Annotated in this window: 22 protein-coding genes, 1 tRNA gene and 1 riboswitch; of the genes, 9 read left to right on the top strand and 14 right to left on the bottom strand. The window is 58.8% G+C overall.

The window, feature by feature from the left end:
* Positions 1-55 precede the first annotated feature (55 nt).
* Complete coding sequence (locus ABFT80_RS18280; protein WP_347973393.1) at positions 56-346, bottom strand: hypothetical protein; 291 nt, start codon at positions 344-346, stop codon at positions 56-58.
* Between ABFT80_RS18280 and ABFT80_RS18275 the strand changes: the two genes are divergently transcribed.
* The gene (locus tag ABFT80_RS18275; protein WP_347973351.1) at positions 280-1,203 is read left to right on the top strand and encodes a histone deacetylase family protein; all 924 of its coding nucleotides are present in this window, start codon (positions 280-282) and stop codon (positions 1,201-1,203) included. The genes ABFT80_RS18280 and ABFT80_RS18275 overlap by 67 nt on opposite strands.
* On the opposite strand, the gene ABFT80_RS18270 is transcribed toward ABFT80_RS18275, so the two are convergent.
* Positions 1,187-1,450, bottom strand: a complete 264-nt coding sequence (locus tag ABFT80_RS18270) for a DUF6460 domain-containing protein (RefSeq protein ID WP_347973350.1) — start codon at positions 1,448-1,450, stop codon at positions 1,187-1,189. The two genes, ABFT80_RS18275 and ABFT80_RS18270, sit on opposite strands and share 17 nt — an antisense overlap.
* 121 nt (positions 1,451-1,571) lie before the next feature.
* On the opposite strand from ABFT80_RS18270, the gene ABFT80_RS18265 reads away from it, so the two are divergent.
* Positions 1,572-1,645 (top strand) — tRNA-Gly (locus ABFT80_RS18265).
* 236 nt (positions 1,646-1,881) lie between these two features.
* Here ABFT80_RS18265 and ABFT80_RS18260 read toward each other — a convergent pair.
* Positions 1,882-2,970, bottom strand: a complete 1,089-nt coding sequence (locus ABFT80_RS18260; RefSeq protein WP_347973349.1) for a 2'-deoxycytidine 5'-triphosphate deaminase — start codon at positions 2,968-2,970, stop codon at positions 1,882-1,884.
* 76 nt (positions 2,971-3,046) lie between these two features.
* A riboswitch (SAM riboswitch) is annotated at positions 3,047-3,124 on the top strand.
* Positions 3,125-3,166: 42 nt separating this feature from the next.
* On the opposite strand from ABFT80_RS18260, the gene ABFT80_RS18255 reads away from it, so the two are divergent.
* The 3 genes from ABFT80_RS18255 to ABFT80_RS18245 all read left to right on the top strand — a co-directional run bounded on the left by ABFT80_RS18255 (position 3,167) and on the right by ABFT80_RS18245 (position 6,255).
* Positions 3,167-4,360, top strand: a complete 1,194-nt coding sequence (locus ABFT80_RS18255; RefSeq protein WP_347973348.1) for an O-succinylhomoserine sulfhydrylase — start codon at positions 3,167-3,169, stop codon at positions 4,358-4,360.
* Between the two features lie 88 nt (positions 4,361-4,448).
* A complete protein-coding gene (gene apaG / locus ABFT80_RS18250) occupies positions 4,449-4,841 on the top strand; it encodes a Co2+/Mg2+ efflux protein ApaG (RefSeq protein WP_347973347.1) in 393 nt (130 codons plus the stop codon).
* Between the two features lie 217 nt (positions 4,842-5,058).
* Positions 5,059-6,255, top strand: a complete 1,197-nt coding sequence (locus tag ABFT80_RS18245; protein ID WP_347973390.1) for a BaiN/RdsA family NAD(P)/FAD-dependent oxidoreductase — start codon at positions 5,059-5,061, stop codon at positions 6,253-6,255.
* 216 nt (positions 6,256-6,471) lie between these two features.
* Here ABFT80_RS18245 and ABFT80_RS18240 read toward each other — a convergent pair whose 3' ends face one another.
* The 3 genes from ABFT80_RS18240 to ABFT80_RS18230 all read right to left on the bottom strand — a co-directional run bounded on the left by ABFT80_RS18240 (position 6,472) and on the right by ABFT80_RS18230 (position 9,759).
* Positions 6,472-7,464, bottom strand: a complete 993-nt coding sequence (locus ABFT80_RS18240; RefSeq protein ID WP_347973346.1) for an Hsp33 family molecular chaperone — start codon at positions 7,462-7,464, stop codon at positions 6,472-6,474.
* 150 nt (positions 7,465-7,614) lie between these two features.
* Positions 7,615-8,532 carry an ornithine carbamoyltransferase gene (gene argF / locus ABFT80_RS18235; RefSeq protein ID WP_347973345.1) on the bottom strand — a complete coding sequence of 306 codons (918 nt, stop codon included), beginning with the start codon at positions 8,530-8,532 and terminating at the stop codon, positions 7,615-7,617.
* A gap of 42 nt (positions 8,533-8,574) precedes the next feature.
* Positions 8,575-9,759 carry an aspartate aminotransferase family protein gene (locus ABFT80_RS18230; protein WP_347973344.1) on the bottom strand — a complete coding sequence of 395 codons (1,185 nt, stop codon included), beginning with the start codon at positions 9,757-9,759 and terminating at the stop codon, positions 8,575-8,577.
* A gap of 353 nt (positions 9,760-10,112) precedes the next feature.
* Between ABFT80_RS18230 and ABFT80_RS18225 the strand changes: the two genes are divergently transcribed.
* Positions 10,113-10,628 carry a GcrA family cell cycle regulator gene (locus ABFT80_RS18225; protein WP_347973343.1) on the top strand — a complete coding sequence of 172 codons (516 nt, stop codon included), beginning with the start codon at positions 10,113-10,115 and terminating at the stop codon, positions 10,626-10,628.
* A 159-nt stretch (positions 10,629-10,787) separates the two neighbouring features.
* On the opposite strand, the gene ABFT80_RS18220 is transcribed toward ABFT80_RS18225, so the two are convergent.
* The 5 genes from ABFT80_RS18220 to ABFT80_RS18200 form a co-directional block, all read right to left on the bottom strand.
* Complete coding sequence (locus ABFT80_RS18220) at positions 10,788-11,216, bottom strand: DUF1284 domain-containing protein (protein WP_347973342.1); 429 nt, start codon at positions 11,214-11,216, stop codon at positions 10,788-10,790.
* Positions 11,213-11,803 (bottom strand): biotin transporter BioY, encoded by a 591-nt coding sequence (locus ABFT80_RS18215; RefSeq protein ID WP_347973341.1) that lies wholly within the window; start codon positions 11,801-11,803, stop codon positions 11,213-11,215. The genes ABFT80_RS18220 and ABFT80_RS18215 overlap by 4 nt, the downstream gene beginning before the upstream one ends.
* A 389-nt stretch (positions 11,804-12,192) precedes the next feature.
* A complete protein-coding gene (locus ABFT80_RS18210; RefSeq protein ID WP_347973340.1) occupies positions 12,193-12,843 on the bottom strand; it encodes a GntR family transcriptional regulator in 651 nt (216 codons plus the stop codon).
* Positions 12,844-12,908: 65 nt separating this feature from the next.
* Positions 12,909-13,628 (bottom strand): phosphate signaling complex protein PhoU, encoded by a 720-nt coding sequence (phoU, locus tag ABFT80_RS18205; protein ID WP_347973339.1) that lies wholly within the window; start codon positions 13,626-13,628, stop codon positions 12,909-12,911.
* 85 nt (positions 13,629-13,713) lie between these two features.
* Positions 13,714-15,027, bottom strand: a complete 1,314-nt coding sequence (locus tag ABFT80_RS18200; RefSeq protein ID WP_347973338.1) for an ATP-binding protein — start codon at positions 15,025-15,027, stop codon at positions 13,714-13,716.
* 88 nt (positions 15,028-15,115) lie between these two features.
* On the opposite strand from ABFT80_RS18200, the gene ppk2 reads away from it, so the two are divergent.
* Complete coding sequence (ppk2, locus tag ABFT80_RS18195; RefSeq protein WP_347973337.1) at positions 15,116-16,018, top strand: polyphosphate kinase 2; 903 nt, start codon at positions 15,116-15,118, stop codon at positions 16,016-16,018.
* A 3-nt stretch (positions 16,019-16,021) separates the two neighbouring features.
* On the opposite strand, the gene ABFT80_RS18190 is transcribed toward ppk2, so the two are convergent.
* A complete protein-coding gene (locus tag ABFT80_RS18190) occupies positions 16,022-17,995 on the bottom strand; it encodes a glycosyltransferase family 2 protein (protein ID WP_347973336.1) in 1,974 nt (657 codons plus the stop codon).
* Between the two features lie 248 nt (positions 17,996-18,243).
* On the opposite strand from ABFT80_RS18190, the gene ABFT80_RS18185 reads away from it, so the two are divergent.
* Entirely contained in the window at positions 18,244-19,086 is an 843-nt protein-coding gene (locus ABFT80_RS18185; protein ID WP_347973335.1) for a transporter substrate-binding domain-containing protein, read from the top strand.
* A gap of 11 nt (positions 19,087-19,097) precedes the next feature.
* Here ABFT80_RS18185 and ABFT80_RS18180 read toward each other — a convergent pair whose 3' ends face one another.
* Entirely contained in the window at positions 19,098-19,511 is a 414-nt protein-coding gene (locus ABFT80_RS18180; RefSeq protein WP_347973334.1) for a tellurite resistance TerB family protein, read from the bottom strand.
* Between the two features lie 146 nt (positions 19,512-19,657).
* Between ABFT80_RS18180 and ABFT80_RS18175 the strand changes: the two genes are divergently transcribed.
* Positions 19,658-21,310: a lysine--tRNA ligase gene (locus tag ABFT80_RS18175; protein ID WP_347973333.1), complete on the top strand. Its 1,653-nt coding sequence runs from the start codon at positions 19,658-19,660 to the stop codon at positions 21,308-21,310.
* On the opposite strand, the gene ABFT80_RS18170 is transcribed toward ABFT80_RS18175, so the two are convergent.
* The gene (locus ABFT80_RS18170; protein WP_347973332.1) at positions 21,273-22,091 is read right to left on the bottom strand and encodes a thermonuclease family protein; all 819 of its coding nucleotides are present in this window, start codon (positions 22,089-22,091) and stop codon (positions 21,273-21,275) included. The two genes, ABFT80_RS18175 and ABFT80_RS18170, sit on opposite strands and share 38 nt — an antisense overlap.
* Between the last annotated feature and the right edge of the window lie 14 nt (positions 22,092-22,105).

Genomic DNA, 22,105 nt, shown 5'->3' with positions numbered 1-22,105 from the left:
TATGCTATTATTGGAAATCTTGCTTTTTTCAGCAGCGTTCGTGGCGGTCGGCCTTCTAGCCGCTCACCAGATTATCGCGCAGGTCAGGGAATACCGATTTTATAAGAATAATGGAGGTGATTTTTCCGTCGATAGCGGCATGGACAATGTGAAGCTTGATGAGCGCGTTTATATCAATGCTCTCGGCCTCACGAATTGGCAGCGTTTCTATCTCTTCCGCCCGTTTTACATCGTGCTGCTCATAGCCTTCGCTGGCATGATGATCTTCTCCCTGTTCTAATGCCGCTTCACATCGTTCATCACCCGGACTACGACGCCGCCTTCCCTGTGGCGCATAGATTTCCAATGGGCAAATATTCGATGCTTATGGAGCGGCTGCACGAATTGGCGCTGGTCCATCCCGGCTTCCTGCATGTGCCTGCGCCCGCACGTTCTGAATGGCTCGAATTCGCCCATGAGCCCGCCTATGTCGAGCAGGTTATTTCCTGCAAGGTGCCGGAAAAAATCGAACGCGAGATCGGCTTTCCGATCAATGAGCGCGTCTCGCGCCGCGCACTGCTCGCCGCTGGCGGAACGATCCTCGCCGCACGGCTGGCGCTGGAACATGGCCTTGCCTGCAACACGGCTGGCGGCAGCCATCACGCCAAGCGCGCGCATGGCGCAGGCTTTTGCACCTTCAACGACGTTGCGGTCGCAGCACTGGTGCTGATTTCGGAAAAACTGGCGAAGAAAATCCTGATTGTCGATCTCGACGTCCATCAAGGCGATGGAACGGCCGATATTCTGGCAAAGCACGACCGGGTTTTCACCTTTTCCATGCATGCGGAAAGGAATTATCCGGTGCGCAAGATCGCGTCTGATCTAGATATTGCTCTGGCCGACCAGACGGACGACGAAGCCTATCTGTCACGGCTCGACACGGCACTTCATACGATTTCGCATCAGGGGAAATGGGACTTCGTGTTCTACAATGCAGGCGTCGATCCCCATCGCGACGACCGCCTTGGACGGCTGGCCATGACGGATGAGGGTTTGAGAAAACGCGACGATCTGGTGATCGGGCATTTTCGCGGTCGCGGCGTACCGGTTTGCGGTGTGCTCGGCGGCGGCTATTCCAACGACCTGCCGACGCTTGCCGCGCGCCATGCGATCCTGTTCGAAATCGCCGACCGCTATGCCGGACCGGTCAGCGGCGGTAGCTGAAAAGCCTGAGCAGGATGAAGGCCGGGACGACGATCACCGCACCGATCACGAAATAGTCGCCGAAGCGGCCAAGCGCTGCGAAGCCCATATTCCAGATGCGCAGGATGAAATCGCGAACGCCGTGCAGAACGTCCATCGGATACCAGCCGAACGTATTCATGACGATACCGACCAGAAACGAGACGACGACCAGCTTGAGCAAGACCCTGAGCGGGGTGTCTCCCAGAAAACGCGTCAGTCCGGACATGGCATTCTCCAAGTTTAATAATGCGCCCCTGCACATACGCAAAGCAGCCGCTCGCATCAAGCGGAGCGCATCTGAATTTCCATTGCGACGCTCGCGCCGCGCGTGATAAATGATCGTCTGTGCGGGTATGATGTAATGGTAGCTTGTCAGCTTCCCAAGCTGATCGCGCGGGTTCGATTCCCGCTACCCGCTCCAGCCGTTTCTAGAATAATTCCTGTTTCGATGGAATCGCGAGGCACCCCCCTCTGGCCTGCCGGCCATCTCCCCCTCAAGGGTGGAGATTGGCTGACACGATCCTCCACCTTCATTCTGCAACGTCAGCAATTCGTACCGTGCGTTGATGACGGGGTAATCTCCACCCTTGAGGGGGAGATGCCCGGCAGGGCAGAGGGGGGTGCTGTCCCGCCAACGTTTCTATTTAAAAATAAGTTCTAAGCCCGAAAATGCTTCGACAGTTTCAGGCCCTGTGCCTGATAGTTCGAGCCGAGATCCAGCCCGTAAAGCGCCTTCGGTCGCGACAGCATGTGCTCATAGACCAGTCGTCCGACGATCTGGCCGTGTTCCAGAATGAACGGCACCTCATGGCTGCGCACTTCCAGCACTGCGCGGCTGCCCGTGCCGCCTGCCGCCGTGTGGCCAAAGCCGGGGTCGAAGAAACCCGCATAGTGAACGCGGAATTCGCCGACCAGCGGATCGAAGGGCGTCATTTCCGCTGCAAATAATGGCGGCACATGCACCGCTTCGCGCGAAACGAGAATGTAGAATTCATCGGGATCGAGGATCAGTTCACCGCTGCCGCGATTGTAGAGCGGTTCCCAGAATTCGTGCAGATCGTGCGCGGCCCGCACATCGACATCGACAAGGCTCGTATGGTGCTTGCCACGATAACCGATCAGGCCGTTTTCACCGCCCTTGAGGTCGATCGACAGCGCAATGCCGCCGCCCGAAATATTGGGCTGTTCGGAAGCGACGAGCATGTCTTGCGTATGCAAATCCTGCAATTCGCTTTCGCCAAGCAGCGCATTGCCGATGCGGAAACGTATCTGCGAAAGACGCGAGCCGGTGCGCACGACGATGGGGAATGTGCGCGGGCTGACTTCCAGATAAAGCGGGCCGGTGTAGCCCGCCGGTATCTTGTCGAACTCCTGTCCGAAGTCGGTCATGACGCGCGTGAAAATATCGAGACGGCCGGTCGAGCTTTTCGGATTTGCCGAGGCCGAAATGCTGGTTGGAAGCTGAAGTCCCTCCAGAAGCGGCACGATATAGACGCAGCCTGTTTCCAGCACCGCACCTGCCGTCAGGTCGATCTCGTGCAGTTTCAGCCGGTCGAGCTTTTCCGAAACAAGGCTGCCCGGTCCCGGCAGAAAGCTTGCGCGCACCCGCCACGCCTTTTCGCCGAGCCTCAGATCGAGGCTGGCGGGCTGGATCTGATCGGTATCGAGCGCGCGGGGTGCAGCCAGCGCGCCGGACTGAAACAGCCCTGCAATGTCCTGATCCGGGAGAATTCCTGATTGCCGCAAAACTTCGCTCCGATGATGGTCGCGGAAGGTTTAATGATGACAAAGATTGACGCAAGCATGGTCGGGGTCTAAAGAAACGTTATCCCGTGGTGATTTGGCCGGTCGGCTTGCAGCCACGTTAAACAAATCGCTAAAGGGCCGCTGACAGACCGGCGTGCGACTTTCGCGGCCGGTTTTTTTATTTAGGTCAGGACCGATGACGACAGATAGCAAGCGCAACTGGAAGCCTCAAACCGCTCTCGTTCACGCAGGCACGATGCGCTCCGGTTTCGGCGAAACGTCCGAAGCTATTTTTCTCACGCAAGGCTATGTCTATGAAACCGCCGAAGCTGCCGAAGCGCGCTTCAAGGGCGAAGAGCCCGGTTTCATCTATTCGCGCTACGCCAACCCGACCGTCGATATGTTCGAAAAGCGCATGTGCGCCCTGGAAGGCGCGGAAGACGCCCGCGCCACCGCCTCCGGCATGGCGGCCGTTACCGCCGCCGTTCTGTGCGGCCTGAAGGCTGGCGACCACATCGTTGCAGCGCGCGCGCTGTTCGGCTCGTGCCGTTGGGTCGTCGAAACACTCGCGCCGAAATACGGCATCGAGGCAACGCTGGTCGATGGCAAGGACATCGCCAATTGGGAAAAGGCTGTCCGCCCGAACACCAAGCTTTTCTTCTTCGAAAGCCCGACCAACCCGACGCTTGAAGTTGTCGATGTCGCCGCAGTCGCAAGCCTCGCGCGCTCGGTCGGCGCACGGCTCGTGGTCGACAATGTCTTCGCAACGCCTTTGCAGCAAAAGCCGCTGGAACTCGGCGCGCATGTCGTCGTCTATTCCGCCACCAAGCACATTGACGGCCAGGGCCGCTGCCTCGGCGGCGTGATCCTTTCCGACAAGGAATGGATCGACGAAAACCTGCACGATTATTTCCGCCACACCGGCCCCAGCCTTTCGCCTTTCAATGCATGGACGCTGTTGAAAGGTCTGGAGACCTTGCCGCTGCGCGTTCGTCAGCAGACGGAAAGTGCTGGCAAGATCGCCGACTTTTTGGCCGAGCGTTCCGAAGTTGCAAGCGTGATCTATCCGGGCCGCGCCGACCATCCGCAGGCCGATCTGGTCCGGAAGCAGATGAGCGGCGGCTCGACTTTGATCTGCCTGAATGTGAAGGGCGGAAAGAAAGCGGCCTTCGCATTCCAGAACGCGCTGGAGATCATGAAAATCTCCAACAATCTTGGCGATGCAAAAAGCCTGATCACGCATCCGGCAACCACGACGCATAAGAACCTGACCGACGAGGCTCGCGAAGAGCTCGGCATCGATCCGGGCACGCTGCGCATTTCGGTCGGCCTCGAAGACGTGGACGATCTGCTGCAGGACGTCGAGAAGGCGTTGCGCGCAGCGGGTTGATCACGCGAAAGTCACATTCCGATTTACGATGGCTGAATTACGATAGATCGGACAACCCGGTCTATCAAAAGCCTTCGGGAGCATGCCCATGTACCGCGCAGTAACGCGCAACATCGCAGTCGTCGTACAGCCCTTCTATCTCGAAGAGCAGTCGTCTCCCGCTGAAAACCGCTTCGTCTGGGGCTACCGGATCACCATCGACAATCAGTCCAACGATTCCGTGCAGCTCATGTCGCGCTACTGGCGCATCACGGATGGCAACGGTACGGTCGAAGAGGTGCGGGGCGCGGGCGTGGTTGGCGAACAGCCCGAACTCGACCCCGGCGACAGCTATCAATACACATCCGGCTGCCCGCTCACGACGCCATCCGGCATCATGGCCGGGCTCTACACGATGCGGAACGAGCGCGACGAGGTTTTCGACATCGAGATACCGGCGTTTTCGCTGGATCTGCCCGGCGCGCGACGCGTGGTGAATTAGGACAGTGGCCCCTCATCCGCCTGCCGGCACCTTCTCCCCGTAAAAACGGGGAGAAGGGATAAGCGGGTTCGCCGCGCAAATCTTGTTCGTCCGGTTCACTCCAACATGCTAAGCGAAACATTGAGGACATCGTCCTTCTCCCTGCTTGCGGGGAGAAGGTGCCGGCAGGCGGATGAGGGGCGAGCCTTCCCGAATTTAGGACCAACATTCAATGCGGATTGAGACTTTCGACACTGTCGTTCTGGGGGCAGGTGCTGCGGGAATGATGTGCGCGATCCACGCTGCGTCGCGCGGCGGGCGTGTGCTTATCGTCGATCATGCGAAATCGCCCGGCGAGAAAATCCGGATTTCGGGCGGCGGGCGCTGCAATTTCACGAATATCGGGACCAGCGCGCGCAATTTTCTCTCAGGTAATCCGCATTTTGCGAAATCCGCGCTTGGCCGCTACACGCAGCGCGACTTCATCGCCCTGGTCGAAAAACACCGCATCGCCTACCACGAAAAGACACTGGGGCAGCTTTTCTGCGATAATTCCGCCAAGGACATTATCGCCATGCTGCTAGACGAAATGCGTAGCGCGGGTTGCGAATTGCGGCTCGCGACCACGCTGGAAGGGCTTGAGCGGGCCGAAGACGGATTTGCGGTGACGCTTGGCGGCGATGGCGCCGCAAAAATCCGCTGCAGGTATTTCGTTGTCGCCTGCGGCGGCAAATCCATTCCGAAAATGGGCGCGACGGGGCTTGGCTACCAGATTGCGGGCCAGTTCGATTTGGCTGTGACCGAAACACGCGCAGCACTGGTTCCGCTGACATTCGGTGAGGATGTTCTGGCAAGCTTTCGTGAAATCGCAGGCGTCGCAGCAGATGTCCGCGTCTCGCACGGCAAGACCTCTTTCGACGAGGCCCTGCTATTCACGCATCGCGGCCTTTCCGGCCCGGCGATTTTGCAAATCTCGTCCTATTGGCGCGAGAAAGAGCCGATAAAGATCGCGTTTCTGCCCAAGGATGACATTTTCGGAGCCCTATGCGCATCGAAACGCGAAAACGGCCGCCGAAGTATCTCAAACGCGCTCGGCGAAATCCTGCCCAAGCGGCTGGCGACATATCTGGCCGAAGCGCATGGCTGGGCGGGTACGATGGGCGAGTGCAGCGACAAGAAGCTCGCGGCGATTGCCTCGATTGTTCAGGGATGGGAGGTGTTCCCCATCGGATCGGAAGGATACCGCACCGCCGAAGTGACGCTCGGCGGTGTCGATACGGCAGGTCTGAACTCGCGCACGATGGAAGCGAAAACCGTCGATGGGCTCTACTTCATCGGCGAAGTGGTGGATGTGACCGGTTGGCTCGGCGGATATAATTTTCAGTGGGCGTGGTCGTCCGGCTGGGCGGCGGGGACGGCCATTGCGGAGCGTTAGGGTGCTTCCTGTTTTAACGGAATCGCGAGGCGCCCCCCTCTGTCCTGCCGGACATCTCCCCCACAGGTGGGGAGATTAGATTTCATCTATGATTTCGCAAAACTTCGTCGCCAGTTAGCCGCCATCGACAGCGGACGGCTAATCTCCCCACCCGTGGGGGAGATGTCCGGCAGGACAGAGGGGGGCGCTTTCCCCCCAACCTAAAATGAAAGGCTCTTACGCCTTCGCGGCAAACTCCGAAGGCTCAAACGCATACTCCTTCGAGCAGAATTCGCAGTTTACGCGAATCTTGCCGTCTTCCACGCTGTCCTGGATCTCTTCGGCGGAGAAGCCGTCGAGAATGCCGCGGATGCGATCGCGTGAGCAGGAGCATTCGTCCGCCACTTCGACGCCTTCGAACACCCGCACGCCATGCTCGTTGAACAGACGGTAGAGCAGCCTTTCGGCACCGACAGTCGGGTCGATAAGTTCGCTGGGCTCGATGGTCGAGGTAAGCGCCAGCAATTCGCGCCAGGAATTGTCCTCGACTTCAACGTATTCCTCATCAGGCGCGCCATCGCCGCCCGGCAAATCCGCTACGCGAAGACGCTCCGGCGCTTGCGGCAGGAACTGCGCGAGAATGCCGCCAGCGCGCCATTGCTCGACATTGCCCTTCTCGGAAGGCTGGACGAGCTTCGCGACCGACAGACGCACATCCGTCGGGATCTGCTCCGACTGCCTGAAATAAGTGCGCGCGGCATCTTCAAGCGACGTGCCGTCAAGCTGCACGATGCCCTGATATGGCTGCGTGTTCGGCCCCTGATCGATGGTCAGCGCCAGCACGCCGGAGCCAAGCAATTGCGCGGGCGTCGCAGCCTTGGCCTGCACGGCCGCATCGACCCTGTCCGCATTGAAGCGGGCATAGGCGCGCAACGAACCCGGCGTCGAAAAATCCGCAACCAGCAGATCGACCGGACCGTCCGAACGCGTCTGCAGAATGAATTTTCCGTCGAATTTGAGCGACGTTCCGAGAAGCACGGTGATGGTAGCGGCTTCTGCGAGAAGCTGCGCGACGGGTTCCGGGTAGTCATGGCGGGCCAGAATCTGGTCGATCATCGGTCCAAGCTGCACCGTGCGGCCACGCACATCGAGCGAGGCTACCTCGAAGGGCACCACATGATCGTCGCCGGCAAAGCCAAATTCGCCGAGTTTTCTTTCGGTTTCAGCCACAGAATCGTTCCTGTCAAAAGCTCGTTAGAACGGCATTTTATGCAAGCATGCGTCGCTCACCCGCAACGCGTCAACAAAAACGCGCGCGGTTAATCGTTCAAACGAATGTGAATTTCGATTTCCGGCAGATAGGCATTGTGCCCGGCTAGATCAAGCACCGAGGCTCCACGCCAGCACGGCCTTCTGCGCATGGAGACGATTTTCCGCCTCGTCGAAGACGACCGAATTCGGCCCGTCGATCACTTCGTCGGTGACTTCCTCGCCGCGATGCGCGGGCAGGCAGTGCATGAAAAGCGCATCGGATTTCGCGTGTTTCATCAAATCTGCATTGACCTGATAGGGCAGGAAAACATTGTGGCCGCGCGCGCGGTGCTCCTGACCCATCGAGACCCAGGTGTCGGTGACAATGCAATCGACATCGCTGACCGCCTGTTCGGCCGAGCCGAAGAAATTCACCACGCCGCCATTGGCCTTGGCCCAATCGACATGCTTTTGCTCCGGCTCGCTGCCATCCGGCACGGCGATGTTCAGGTTGAAGCTGAACCGGGCGGAAGCTTCGAGAAGCGAATGCAGCACGTTGTTGCCATCACCGACCCAGGCGAAGGTGCGGCCCGAAACGCTGCCGCGATGCTCTTCGAACGTCATGATGTCGGCCATGATCTGGCACGGATGCGTATCGTCGGTCAGGCCGTTGATCACCGGAATGGTGGCGTTTTCGGTCAGTTCCACCAGACGCTCATGCGAGGTCGTGCGGATCATGATCGCATCGACATAGCGCGACAAAACCTTGGCGGTGTCGGCAATCGTCTCGCTGCGGCCAAGCTGCATTTCCGTGCCGGTCAGCATAATCGTTTCGCCGCCGAGCTGGCGCATGCCGACGTCGAAGGAAACGCGGGTGCGGGTCGACGGCTTGTCGAAAATCATCGCCAGAACCTTGCCGTCCAGCGGACGGCTTTTCTCGCCGGCCTTGAGACGGGCTTTGCGGGCCGAAGCGTCTCGCAGCATTCCGCGCAGATCGTCGGCGGAAACGGTGGAAAGATCGGTGAAATGGCGAATGGCGTTCGTCATAAAGTCCCTTTTTCAGCCCGGTAACAGGGCAATCTGCGCAGGCTACGCCGCCTTGGTGGAAAGTTTTGCGGCAGCGGCGCCGATGCGGTCCAGCGCTTCGCGGATGTCCTCATCCGTCGAGGTAAGCGGCGGAAGCAAGCGGATGACATTATCACCCGCCGGTACGGCCAGAAGCTTTTCGTCGCGCAGAGCGGCGAAAAGAGCCGTGTTCGGCACCTTGCATTTCAGGCCAAGAAGAAGGCCAAAACCGCGAATTCCCTCGAAAATCGCGGGATATTCATCGGCAATGCCTGCCAGACCCTGCTTTAGAAGCAGTGCCTTCCGGTTCACTTCCTCAAGGAAACCGTCTTCGAGAACGACGTCGAGAACGGCGTTACCGACGGCCATGGCCAGCGGATTTCCGCCGAAGGTCGTGCCGTGAATACCCGCCGTCATGCCTTTAGCGGCCTCGTCCGTCGCAAGGCATGCGCCGACCGGGAAGCCGCCGCCGATGCCCTTGGCGATTGCCATGATGTCCGGCGTCACACCCGACCATTCATAGGCGAACAGCTTGCCGGTACGTCCAACGCCGCATTGAACTTCGTCGAAAATCAGCAGCAGGCCGTGCTTGTCGCAAAGCTCGCGAATGCGCTTCAGCGACTGCGCCGGGAACTGGCGAATACCACCCTCACCCTGAATGGGTTCAAGCATGATCGCCGCCGTTTCAGGCGTGATCGCCTTTTCGGCCGCGTCGATATCGTCGAACGGAACCTGATCGAAGCCTTCAGCCTTCGGGCCGAAGCCTTCCAGATATTTGGCCTGACCGCCTGCGGCGATGGTCGCCAGCGTGCGGCCATGGAATGCGCCCTCGAAAGTGATCGTGCGGAAACGCTCCGGGTGGCCGCTTACATATTGATAGCGGCGCGCGGTCTTTATCGCGCATTCGATGGCTTCCGCACCGGAGTTGGTGAAGAACACCTTGTCGGCAAATGTCGCGTCAGCCAGCCTTTCGGCGAGCCGTGTCTGGTCTGGAATCTGGTAAAGATTGGAGACATGCCAGAGCTTCGCGGCCTGCTCAGTCAACGCTGCAACAAGCTTTGGATGGCTGTGGCCCAAGGAATTGACCGCGATGCCGCCTGCGAAATCGAGGTAGCGCTGGCCATCTTCGGTCACAAGCCAGCTTCCCTCCCCAAATTCGAAAGAAAGGGGAGCCCGAGCAAAAGTCTCGAAAAGCGCCGAACCGCTCATTATATGCGTCTCCGGTACCGGAAAAATCAAAAAAGCCGCCCAAGCGGCGGCTTGGGCGACATATTCCGTTTTTCGGCCATCAAGTCAACGAAAAGGTCACTTAACGGGACCGATCAACAAGTCTAACCGTTTTAACGCCCCCAACTGTCGGCAAGTTGGGGAAAACCGAAAAAACAGATTCGCGAACCTGCCCGGACTCTTGTCATGGAGTCAGCCGATAAGGTAGTTTGCGGCTAAGAAATAACTAGATTTCGTGCGGCGATCCTAATCACCCTGTATATGTGGTGTCGCCTGGCGGTTGCCAGGACGTTGAAGGATTCCGATTGCTGCACCAGCATCAGGAGCCTGCTCTCATGAATTGGACTGACGAGCGCGTCGAACTTCTTAAAAAACTTTGGTCCGAAGGGCTAAGCGCAAGCCAGATTGCAGCGCAGCTCGGCGGCGTCAGCCGCAATGCCGTCATCGGCAAGGTGCACCGCCTGAAACTGTCCGGCCGCGGCCGCACGACAGCAGCACCGGCGCGCCAGAAAAAGCCAAGCACGGGCGGCACTGTCGCACCGAAGAGCCCGACCCGCACCGCACCGCGCGCGGCACCAAGCTCGATCGGCGCAACGGCCCTTCAGGCACAGTTCGACGCCGAGCCGATCGTTCGCCAGAATGTGCGTTCATCCGACAATGTCGTGGTGCCGATCTCGCGCCGCCTGCAGCTCGTCCAGCTCAGCGAACGCACCTGCAAATGGCCGAATGGCGACCCGCTTTCGGAAGATTTCAGCTTCTGCGGCAATGAATGCTCCGATGCAGGCCCTTACTGCACCTATCACGCAAAGCTCGCCTTCCAGCCAGCTTCCGAGCGCCGTCGCAGCCGCTGAGAGACCATTTGCAAATTCTACCCCGCCGGCCATCTGACGCGGTTTTCTGCGCTTCCGGTGCTCACGTACTTTATGTACGCTCCGCTCCGGTTCTCGAAAACCACGCCATATGACTCGCCAGGGCGAATTATCAAACGGTCTCTATGGGCGTAACTGCAATTAACAGGACGGTCGCACCCTGGCGCCGTCATAATCACTTGCCGCTATCGTACTGCACAACTCGACCCACTCGCATCCGGCACAGGCTTCCCGGATGCGACCGGCGCGGAAAGCCAGACGCATTCTGGCAAGCAGCGCCGCATCCAGTCTGAGCACCTTGCCGATATAGATCGCCTCGCCCAGCAATTCGCCGAGATCGCGCGCCGCCAGATTATCCCGCTTATGCACGCTGTCGCGCCTGCAATGCGCTTCGGCGTCGGCCAGCAGTGGCGTGCAAATATCATCCGGGCCTTTGACAATCAGAACATGTTCGCCTTGCGAAAGCCGCCCTGCGATCGCGTCGTAATTGACGACGAATGCAGGGCTATAGCCTTTTCCGATATAGGTCAGCGCGCAAAGAAGATGGTGCGCACGTAGCCTGATGGTCATTCGCCGGAACGCGCCTTGCCTCGCACAAGCACTTTCAGGACGGCAGCGCCCAAAGCCGACTTCAAAACCGCGCCGACAAGAAATGGCGTGACACCAAAGGCAATCGCCTGCTCCGCGCCGATAAGCGTCGCCAGCCATGCGGCTCCAAGAGCGAGGCCGAGCGCGTTTCCGAGCAGCATGCCGAGGAAAGCCAACCCAGTCCGATTGCCGCTCCATCCGCGTTCGGCCAGCCAGCCCATAAGCACGGCCATAAGCGGGAACGAGAAAAGATAACCGGCGGTCGGGCCTGCAAAATGATGCAACCCGGCAGCCCCGCCAGACAGAACCGGCATTCCCATTGCAGCTTCGGTGAGCCAAGCGACGATCGTAATACCGCCAAGCCGCCATCCATAAAGCGCGCCGATCAGAAGCACTGCGAAGGTCTGCATCGTGACCGGCACCGGCACCATCGGCACTTCGATATAGGATGATGCGGCCAGAAATGCGGTGCCGCCGACAACAGCAGCAATCTGCCATCCGACGGAGCGGTTTTGCAGATTAAGCGGGCTGAACGGACGGGCAGTAATGGATGCAGTAGCGTTGGACACTCGTCTCTCCTAAATTATAGATAATTTTACGATTCTATCGCTAAAAGAATCCACAAATATTCAAAGAGCGCAAGAGGGCTTGTTTTCGATGCCGTTTGAGAGGGGGATTCGGGTGCATGCTTCGACATGCTCAGCATGAGGGAGGTGGGGTGCGTCTTTCGAGGCTCGCTTTGCTCGCACCTCAAGATGAGGGAGGCTGGTTCTAAAATGCGTGACTTCGAAGGTTGGCAACTGAATGTTGCTACCTCCCTCATGCTGAAGTTGCACCTACCTCCCTCATCCTGAGGTGCGAGCAACGCGAGCCTCGAAGGACGCACTATTTAGCCCCTCAAAAAACGGATGCGGCCTTGCTTCGGGATGAAAAGCGACCCTGACCAATGAGCCTGAATCTATCGCCTTGAAAAAGACTGGGTCGGTTTTCCGGGCTTGTTGCCAATCCATTGAACGTGCCGGGACAGAACGGAAGCTGCCAGTTCGATCTGGCCTGCCCGCAAGGCGCCGAGAATAGCGCGGTGGTCCCTGTCGGTCGGGGCTTCCCATTCGGCGCGCCAGCCGGAGAACAGAAAGCGTGCGCTGGCGGCTTGCAGATCATCGATCGCTTTCAGCAGACGCGGCATGGCGCAGGGCGTCAGCAAAATGCGGTGGAATGCCCTGTTTGCATCTTCCCACGCCTGCACGTCGCCGGCCTTATCGCCTGCCTTTGTTGCATCTTCCGCGCGGTCGAGGATCGCGGATGTCAGGTGCGGCGCGGCATGACGCAGCGCCAGAACTTCAAGGGCGGCGCGCATTTCCGCAACTTCCTTGACCTCGTCCAGACTGAACCCGGCAACACGAACGCCACGGCGCGGTTCGCTGACGACCAGCCCTTGCGCTTCCAAAAGCCTGAACGCTTCGCGCACAGGCACATGGCTCGCATCGAATTCAACGGCAATATGGTCCTGCCGGAGTCTCGCTCCAGCCTCGAGAGTTCCCGATATTATGCGCTCGGCCAGCGTCTTGCTGATCCGCACGGCCAGCGTGTCATCTTTGGGTGGCGTCATATTTTATAGATAATTCAGACGCAGCGAGCCGTCGAGCGTATTTAAACGCTCAGCGGAATTTCAAGCTACGCGGTCGAGCGCTCCAGCGTCACGGTATGGGTCGTGTCTTCCTTTGGCCGTTCGGCCGGAAGCAGCGAACCGGTGACGACGTAGTAGATGGTTTCGGCGATATTGGTCGCATGATCGCCGATACGCTCGATGTTTTTCGCGCAGAAAAGCAGATGCGTGCAGGGCGTGATGTTACGCGGGTCTTCCATCATGTAGGTCAGAAGTTCGCGGAACAGCGACGTGTACATCGCGTCGATCTGCTCGTCGCGGTCGCGCACGAAGCCGATCTTCTCGACGCTTCGCGAAGCGTAGACGTCGAGCACTTCCTTCAACTGCGTCAGCGCAAGTTCGGCCAGCGCTTCCAGCCCGCGAAACAGGCTTTCGGGCTGGCGCGCCTCGGAAATGGCGCTGACCCGTTTGGCGACGTTTTTGCCAAGATCGCCGACGCGCTCAAGATCGGCCGAAATACGGATCGCACCGATGATTTCGCGCAGATCGGTCGCCATGGGCTGGCGACGCGCAATGATGAGGATCGCCTTGTCGTCGATTTCGCGCTGCGCCTCGTCGAGTACGGCGTCGTCCTTGATGACACGCTGCGCTAGGCCGAGATCGGAATTCACCAGCGCGATTACAGCCTGATCGACCATGCGTTCGGCGTGACCGCCCATCGAGGCGATCTTCCTTGCGAGGAACTGCAATTCCTCCTCATAGGCGCGAACGATATGCTGTGACGTCATCTTTGCCCCAAGGCCTCCCGAAACCCGTGAATCAACCTTTGAATCTCGACCGTTAGGCTATTCGTGTGACGGTAAAAAGAAACCGCTATTCGACCGGCCGGTTATTTTTGAGCAATGGCAGGTGCACCGAGAATGTCGAGCCCTTTGCGAGCGCCGATTTGATGGACAGCCTGCCATTGTGTCTCGTCAATATATGCTTGACGATCGCCAATCCCAAACCGGTACCTTTCTGGGCGCGGCTGGTTTCGACATCGACGCGGTAGAAACGCTCGGTAACGCGGGGGATGTGTTCTGCCGGAATGCCCGGACCGAAATCCCGGAAGGAAATCTCGACTTCACTTCCATCGCCCTTTGAAAGACCAGCCGAAACGATGACTTTTTCGCCGGACTGACCGTATTTGCAGGCGTTTTCGAGCAGGTTTTCGAAAACCTGAAACAGTTCGTCGCGACTCCCGGCCACTTCGATCTGCTTTTTGGGAAGGTTTTTCTCGATCGTGAGGCCAGTTTCACTAGCAAGCGGCGTCAGCGTGTCGATGACGCTTTGCAGGATTTCGCCAACATCGACCGTTGCGCCCGGCACGAGATAGGTCTTCATTTCAAGACGCGACAGGGAAAGCAGATCGTCGATCAGCCGCGCCATGCGTCCCGTCTGGTTCTGCATGATCTGCAGGAAATGGTCGCGGGCATTGGCGTCATTGCGGGCTGGGCCGCGCAGGGTTTCGACGAAGCCTGAAATCGAGGCAAGCGGCGTGCGCAATTCATGGCTGGCATTGGCGATGAAGTCGGCCCGCATCCGATCAATGCGCCGCGCTTCGCTCTGGTCCTTGAAGACCAGCACATAAAGGCCGGTGCCGCGCCCAACCGACGAGGCGGTGACGCGGTAGACCCGCTCGATGGGAATGCGCTCGATATATTCGGCAGCGAGGCTGCCCTGCGGAACGGTGCGGATCGTCTCGATCAAATTCTGCATTTCCGGCGCGCGGAATTTCAAAAGCAGCGACATTCCCTGATCGAGCGGATTGAATGCGCTGATTGCAGCGGCGTTCGCATGGACGATGCGGCCATTGGCATCGAAGATCACCATCGGATCGGCAACGGCTGCGGCAAGCGTTTCCGCCGTCAGTCTTTCAAGCCCGGAACGCTCGCCCTTGGTCGCCTCCCGGTCGGCTCGCATTCTGGATCTTTGGCGCGGCGCGACGAAAGCGATTGCGACGAGGCCGAGCACGATCAAGGCGGTAATGCCGGGTGAAAGCTCTGTTATTGCCGCTATGACGAAGATCGCCGCGATGCCTGCCGCCAGCATCCAGCGATTGTCGCGGAACCGCGCTGCGGCAAGGCGCGTGCGCCGTCGCAGATCGCGCCTTTCGCTGTCGTCGTTCTGGCCGCCCGTTTCGCTCATGCTTGTTCCATTTTGGCGTGAAATCCCGCTGGACCCTGCATCACGCACCCAATAGCATGTGTTGCAACTGTGGAAAGGCATTGCCTACATGAAAAATGTTCCAGAAATATCTCAGGCTGCAGAAACAGGCCCGATCCTCATCGGCTCCGGCAAAAGCCAGAGGACGTTCGACATCAACGATCCGGTTCTTCCCGAGTGGATCGAAAAGAAAGCGATGAGCTCCGGCGGCTATCCGTATGACAAAAAGCTGAAGCGCGCAGAATATGACGAGACGCTGGAAAAGCTGCAAATCGAGCTCGTAAAATTGCAGGCATGGATGCAGGCCAAGGGCGAGCGCGTGCTGATCCTTTTCGAGGGCCGCGACGCTGCCGGCAAGGGCGGCACGATCAACGTGCTTCGCGAATATATGAACCCCAGAACCGCCCGAAACGTCGCGCTGACCAAGCCGACCGATACGGAACGCGGTCAATGGTACTATCAGCGCTATATCGCGCATTTCCCGACGGCGGGCGAATTCGTGACCTTCGACCGCTCCTGGTACAACCGCGCGGGCGTCGAGCCGGTCATGGGGTTTTGCACGCCGCAGGAGCATCAGCATTTTCTGGAAGAGACGCCGCGCTTTGAGAAAATGATAGTCAAGGAAGGCATCCGCTTCTTCAAATTCTGGCTGAGCATCGGGCAGGAAATGCAGCTTAAGCGTTTCCATGACCGGCGGCACAGCCCGCTGACGAACTGGAAGTTTTCGCCGATGGACGTGGCCGGAATTTCCAAATGGGACGCCTATACGGAAATGCGCGATCTGATGGTCGAGAAGACACATACCGATCTTGCGCCATGGACAATCGTGCGGGCCAACGATAAGCGCCGTTCGCGCCTCGCCATCATGCGCCACATTCTGCAAGCGCTGCCCTATGACGGTCGCGACATGAAACTGGTCGGCGAAGAAGACGAGAAGATCGTCGGCGACGGCCCCAAGGTGCTCGAAAAATAGAAATTACTGTGAGTTCATGCGACGCAAAGACCTCGCTCTGTGCGGGGTCTTTTCCCATTCATGCGGGCTTCTGATGAGTTTGAAAACGGCGCGCCACGCAGCAAAAGAAAGCATCATCCAGTAAACCGGCGTGAATAGGCAAACCTTCCAGAAATCCTTCTTCTCGGTTTTTCGCAGCACAGCGCGACCAAGCAGAATGAACGACAGATAGCCAAGCGCGATATTGACCGCATCGATGACCAGCAGGCTCGATTGCAACACGCTGAAAGGCGATCCGATGATGAGCTTTGTCATGAGCCATATCGCCGTCACCACCAGCATCGGGTGAACCAGCGCAGAAAATGCCATGCCCGCAAACAGGATTTGCGCCACGAAGAACGACCGCTTTTCCATATCCGACCAGAGTTCTGCCGGATTGCGCATATGCACCAGCCAGGTTTGCAGCCAACCCTTGAACCAGCGCGTTCGCTGCGGAAGCCATGTCCGGAAATCTTCGGGGCCGTCTTCCTGCGTCGGGTAGGTCAGCGTGCCGGTCGAATAGCCGAAGCGTGAGAGACGCAAGCCGAGATCGGCATCTTCGGTGACGTTGTGTGGATCCCACGCGCCGACATCTTCAAGCACGGAGCGCCGGAAATGGTTCGACGTACCGCCAAGCGGCAGCATCAGCCTCTTGCTTTCGAGCCATGGCAGCGTCCGCCGGAACAAAGCCGCATATTCGAACGCGAACATCAGTGCGATGCCGCTTGCCGATCTGTTGGTGACTTCCAGCGGCGCCTGAAGGCAGGCAAGCTCTGCTGGGCCATCGCGAAAGCGCTGCCAGGCTTCGGCAAGCTGAAGCGGGTGCGGATGATCTTCCGCATCGTAGAGTACGACGAATTCGCCGCTGGTCAGCGACAGCGCATAATCGAGCGCCTTCGGCTTGGTGCGCGGCATGGATTTCGGCACGATCACCACCTCGACAAAATCACGCAAAGGGTGTGCGGTGATTGCCGCGATGGTCTCGGCGTCGTCCTCCTCGCAGATCAGCTTGATCTCCAGCTTGCTGCGTGGCCAGACAATCTTGCTGAGACCGACCAGCAATTCGGGCACCACATCGGCTTCCTGATAGAGCGCAACAAGTACGGAATAGACCGGGCAATCGCGCGAAAGCGGGCCGGGTCTTGCGACTGGAACCGGCGGGGGAACCCACCACACCGCCATCATCCGCAGCACGATGCAGGCAAGAAAAAGCAACGAGCCCAGAATATGCAAGGCCAGCATCGTCTCATGAAAGAAGGCGAACAGCGCGACCGGCAAAATGATGGTCAGCGCACCGGCCGCATAGGCCTGCCAGCCACTGAGAACGATTTTGGCCGAGCAATCCGCGTAGAGCTTCGACAGGCCGGATGTCGCCTTCTCGGTCAGGACTGGCCGCAACCGCCAAAGAAGCGCCTGACGCAGCACGGTCGGCGCGACGATCCTGATGCGCTGGCGGTTCTGCGGGTCCTTCTCACATAGTTCGCGCAGTCGCCTGACCGAAGCGAGGTCCGGTGCGAACAGAAAGGGGGCGCCCGCGTCCCGGCTTTCCATGCGCACGCACAGCCCCCTGTCCTGCCGGCGCAGCAGCGCAGTATGATCTTTCTCATGCAGGATGATGTCGTTCGGTGCGACCTTTTCCTGAAACAGGACTCCGAGGTCGTCGGCTATTGCACGGTAGAAATCCTGTTCCGTGACCAGTCGCGAAACCATCAACTCGGTCTGGAAATTCGTGCCATGGGACGCAGCACGAGAGGCAACCCAAACAGCCGTTTCGAAGGTGATGCCGAGCCTTTCAAGAACCGGGTTCCACTCAGCAATTTCGGGAAGAAGCAGCGCAGTGAAAAGGCTTATGCCATTTTCATTCGCCTGCTCCGCTTTGAGGCGGGGATGCGTGGCCGAGGGCCAGTTTTGTTTGCGACGGGACGTTTCACCTGAATGATGCTGCTCCGCTACAGCCATCGCAGAGCGTCTCCGCCGCGGAACGGTTTCGACAGCAGGTCACAAGATGCAAAAAGACGCCATTCGCATCGGCAGAAAGCTGCTGACGCCAAGAAAAATGCGAATGCCCCTGAATACGCGGCTGCAGATTGCACCACGCAACATCCCCCAATGTTGCAAACCCCGGTTCAATTATGCACATGATGCGCGACGCGCCAACGGTTTAGTTTACCGGCTAAGAAAATTTCACGCCCGGCAAGTTTTGGAACATGTGCTTGAAGCTCGTTAGAATTCTGCTTGCCGCGATTGTCGGCATCGTCCCGTTTTCGAGCCAGGCTCAGAAAACCGAAGTTCCCGTGTTCTGGGACGCGAAGGAGCGGCTGCCGAAGCCCGATCTTTCAACGCTCACGCGTATGCGCTTTCTGACGACGACGGACTTTCCGCCTTTCAATTTCATCGATGGCGGTGGCCGTCTATCCGGCCTGCATGTCGAACTGGCGCGCGCGATCTGCGCCGAGCTGGACATTGCAGATCGTTGCCAGATACAGGCGCTGCCTTGGGGCGAACTCGACGATGCGCTGAAAAAGGGCGAAGGCGAAGCAATCATCACCGGCATTTCGGTAACCGAGGAAAACCGCGAAAAATATGCGTTTTCGCGACCATATCTGAAGTTTCCGGCCCGTTTCATCATGTCGAAGACCAGCGTTCTTTCAGAACCGCTTTTCGACAAGCTTGATGAAAAACGCATCGGCGTCGTGGCCGGATCGGCGCATGAGCGTATGCTGCGCGCCTATTTTCCGAATGTTCAAACCGTCACCTACACCAAGCAGGAATGGCTGTTCGACGATTTGAAAGCCGCAAAGATCGAGGGGGCTTTCGGAGATGGAATGCGCCTCGGCTTCTGGCTGGCAGGTGCGGATTCCGACGATTGCTGCCGCTTTGCCGGTGGGCCTTATCTGGCGCCAGAGTTTCTTGGGCAAGGGCTGGCAATCGCCGTCTCGAAGGACGACACAAATCTGACCGGGGCGCTCGACTACGCCCTGCAGCAGATTTCCGCCAAGGGAACCTTCGCGGAACTTTATCTGCGTTATTTCCCGGTCAGCTTCTTTTAGGGTCGGCTATCTCACGTCAGAGTGCGATGGCGCGCCTTGGTCGCCAGCTCCAGCGCGCCGATCGTCACCGAATCCAGTTCGAGATGCTCTCGCATGAGCTGAAGCACGCGCAATTCCTCGAAGCGCATTTCGAGATCGACGGATGCGACCTCGAAGGCAAGCGCATAGGCAGTATCGTGCAGACGGTGCGGCAGCACCTTGCCGACGAGCGCAAGCGCGCCCGAAAGCCCGGCAGGTTCGTGCAGAAGCACCTGGCAGGCGCGCGCCGTTTCGACCAGCTTGTTGTCGTCGAAATCGACGAAAATCGGCCAGGAACGGACGATCTCGCCGATGCGCCCCAATTCGACATTGGTCATATCGCGGTCCGAGGCGGAGGTTATGACCATCAGATAAATCAGAGCTTCGTGGGTCGAGGGCAGCGCCATGTATCGTCCTTGTGAATGATTAGCGCCACTCAATTAGGAACGAGCGCGCCGCGCAACAAGGAAAAATCCGCCAAATCGTTGACGCCTTGAACCCCGGCGCATAGAGCAATCAGCAAATTCGCTGAAAAGAATGCAGGATCACCCATATGACGGGATCAAACATCATCGATCTCAACCCCGAAGTTTTCGAGGCCGCCACCGAGAGCAAAGCCTGGCCTTTCGAAGAAGCGCGCAAGATCGTCGCGCGCTACAAAGGTCATGAATTCCCCGAAACGGTCCTGTTCGAAACCGGCTACGGCCCATCTGGCCTGCCGCATATCGGCACGTTCGGCGAGGTAGCGCGCACGACGATGGTGCGCCATGCCTTTCGTATTCTGACGCAGGACAAAGTCGCAACCAGACTGCTCTGCTTCTCCGACGATATGGACGGGATGCGCAAGATTCCGGAAAACGTGCCGGATCGCGCCGCACTCGAACCCTATCTCCACATGCCGCTGACTGTCGTGCCGAACCCGTTCGACGGCGACTATCCAAGCTTTGGCGACCACAACAATGCGATGCTGCGGCGCTTCCTCGATACGTTCGGGTTCGATTATGAATTCGCCAGCGCAAGCGACTATTACAAGTCGGGCCGCTTCGATGCGATCCTGAAGCGCGTGGCCGAACGCTATGACGACATCATGGCCATCATGCTGCCAACGCTCGGCGAGGAGCGCCGTGCGACCTATTCGCCCTTCCTGCCGATCTCGCCGAAATCCGGCCGCGTGCTCTACGTGCCGATGAAAAAAGTCGATGCCGAGGCAGGCACGATCACCTTCGATGACGAGGACGGCCAGGAAACGACGCTGCCGGTGACAGGCGGTCGCGTCAAACTGCAATGGAAGCCCGATTTCGGGGCACGATGGGCAGCGCTGAACGTGGATTTCGAAATGTTCGGCAAGGACCACGGGCCGAATATGAGCGTCTACGACCGCATTTGCGAAGCGCTTGGCGGGCGGGCGCCGGAGCATTTCGTCTACGAGCTGTTTCTCGACGAGCAAGGCCAGAAGATTTCGAAGTCGAAGGGCAACGGCCTGACGATCGACGAGTGGCTGACCTATGCGCCGACAGAAAGCCTGGCCCTCTATATGTTCCAGAAGCCGCGCACGGCCAAGAAGCTGCATTTCGACGTGATCCCGAAGGCGGTAGACGAATATTACAGCTTCCTCGCCGCCTACCCGAAGCAGGACTGGAAGAACCGTCTCGGCAATCCGGTCTGGCACATACATGACGGCAATCCGCCGGCGATCGAACTGCCGGTGAGCTTCGCTCTGCTGCTCAATCTGGTGAGTGCGTCGAACGCGCAGAACAAGGATGTTCTGTGGGGCTACATTTCGCGCCATGCCAGCGGTGTTACGCCCAAGACCAATCCCGAACTCGACCGCCTCGCGGATTTTGCGATCCGCTATTTCGACGATTTCGTGAAGCCTACGAAAGTTTATCGTCCAGCCGACGAGGTGGAGCAGGAGGCTTTGCAAAGACTGTCAGACGCGCTCAGCGCACTGCCTGCGGGTGCCGACAGCGAGGCTATCCAGAACGCATCGCTCAATGTGGCGCGTCAGATCGAGCGCTATCAGGATCATACCAAGAAGAGCCCGGAGGGAGGCCCCGGCGTCTCCGTCGCGTTCTTCCAGATGATCTATCAGGTGCTGATCGGCCAGGAACGCGGGCCGCGTTTCGGCTCATTCGCAGCCTTGTACGGCATCGCGGAAACGCGTGCGCTTATTCAGAAGGCGCTGTCGGGACAATTGGCGGCGTAGGCGCTGGCGGAAAAACGCCTGCGCCGGTTTCCGGCGCGGGCTCTTGAACCACAGGCGCCTCAACACTTGGCAATCTGACTGCGGCAGGCGGACGACCGAAGACGCCCTTGCCCGCTTTTTGAGCCGCCTCGCCAGCGTCGGCATAAGGGCCGCCTTCCGCGGCGCGCGCCCAGCCATTGGCGACAAGCCATTCGCCGATATCCTGCCTGCCGATGTGGCATGAAGAAATGACAGACTGTTTCGACGGCTCCGGCGGAACGGTGCAGGTGACCGCCCTGCCCCTCAGAAACGAACGGAACGCGGTGCGTGCGCTTGCTCCGCACTGCCATTGCGTTCCATCGGTCGTGCATGTCTCGTCGGCAGTGACGGCGTCGATATTGTCGATCTCGACCGTATAACCCATCGCCTCGATCCTGCCCGCAGCCGATGCGACCGGCCGGTAAAGCGGCTTGGCCCTCGGCTCTCCCTGTTGCGGCGGCTGGGCCTGACCTATGCCGCTCAAGGGATCGCGCGGTTCGACACGTTCGAAGCCTGCCTGCGTTTCAGGTGCAGGCGGTTTATGGCGTGAGGGTCGCCATGGAAGAGGCTTTTCCGCCTCAGGTTCGACGTCGCTCACCTCCGGCGGCAAATCTGCCGGGTCGATCGGATCGATGGTGATTGCATCTGGCTGGCCGGGCTGAGGCACGGAGACTTGCCGGTCGAGCAGATTGCCGCCCGCGACAATCAAAATTCCCATGACGACGATCGAGCCTGCGGCGCTGACTGCTATGAGGGGTCTCATCGCCAAAGCTTAGA

Origin of the sequence: Foliimonas ilicis, assembly GCF_039939195.1 — a bacterium.
GTDB lineage: Bacteria > Pseudomonadota > Alphaproteobacteria > Rhizobiales > Rhizobiaceae > Foliimonas > Foliimonas ilicis.
This window is presented reverse-complemented; position numbering and strand designations above follow the sequence as displayed.